The organism is Luteitalea sp. (genome assembly GCA_009377605.1).
GTDB lineage: Bacteria > Acidobacteriota > Vicinamibacteria > Vicinamibacterales > Vicinamibacteraceae > WHTT01.
In genome coordinates, this window is sequence record WHTT01000213.1 from 1 (window position 1) to 1187 (window position 1187).

1 protein-coding gene is annotated in these 1187 nt (G+C 60.5%); it reads right to left on the reverse strand.

Annotated elements, in window-relative coordinates; translation table 11 throughout:
* Positions 1 to 111 (reverse strand): short-chain dehydrogenase (locus GEV06_28580; protein ID MPZ21806.1); only part of this gene is annotated, 111 nt, incomplete at its 3' end.
* Positions 112 to 1187: the final 1076 nt, after the last annotated feature.

The following is a 1187-nucleotide window of genomic DNA, read 5'->3' on the forward strand; positions in this document are numbered from 1 at the left end:
GTCGGCGCCGGCATCGGCCAGAGCCAAGGCCATGGACCGCCCCAGGCCGCGGCTCGCGCCGGTTACGAACGCCCGCTGGCCGTCCAGACGAAAAAGATCGAGTGTTCCCATATCAGCCTCCGAGCACTTCCGGCGCCAGCGAATCGAACACCTACTGGCTTGGCCGTCGCCGATGATATGCCGCCGGATTCGTTCCGCCCTCACCACCCTCGTCACCGCAGGGCCCCCACGGTTCTCGCGTACCAATCTCAAGCGGGTGGGGGAGTTCTCGATGCGTTGGTGATGCGGGCTTGCTCCGAATGGCTCCACCTTCGCCACTCGTCCCCCCGTAGGAACGGATCTCGTTCCCCTGCTCCGCGTAGGTTAGCCGCGGAGAGGATGCGGCGTCATCGCAACCTCCTTCATCACAACAAAGGCCGGCAAAGTCCAGCAAACTCTGGCACAGAGTGAAAGTCCGAAATCGCTTGATTCCACCGGCCGCGCCGCGCGCTTCGGCAAGGCACAGCAAACGGCCGCAAGGGCCGGCTAACGGCGTCTGTTCCGCCTGTTAACCGGAGGGTTGCTGGTTCGAGTCCAGCCTGAGGAGCCAATCTTTTCAATAACTTAGCGCGAAATATATTGTGAACAATTTGCGTTGATGAGTACGGCTCGTGACCGGAGTGTACACGGCGTTCCGGTCACCGAGATGGCGTCCGTTCCTAAACGGCTGAACGCGCTCCGTGCCAGTTTGCCGTGCCCTGCGTCTCCAGGTACGAGTTCGATGGCTGCTCGCCTGATGAAGTGATCCCGAGTGTGAGTGGGCAGCACATGGCTCTGTGACGGTGGCCCCTCGCCACGTGAATCGCTCCAGATCCTACCAACCACGCTGATGGTCGCGTGTCTACCGTGACGCGTGATTTCATGGTAGAGTGTCTACCATCTGATAGCGAAGCCGGCCTGAGCATGCAATGCGGCGGTGGGCAATGCGGTGGTGGTGCTGAGGGCGCCTGCTAACGGACGTTCCGTCAACGGCGCAAGAAACCGGTCTAATAGTTCCTTGTATCTTCTCGTTGGACGAATCCTTTCAGTAGAGAGAACACGACCCGCTGGCGACAGGTTCATGGACTAGCCGTTCCGGCCAGCTCAACAGAACGAGTCCAAGAATTGCGCCATGAGGCACCATTCGGAGACAAGGTGATCGAGGGCGG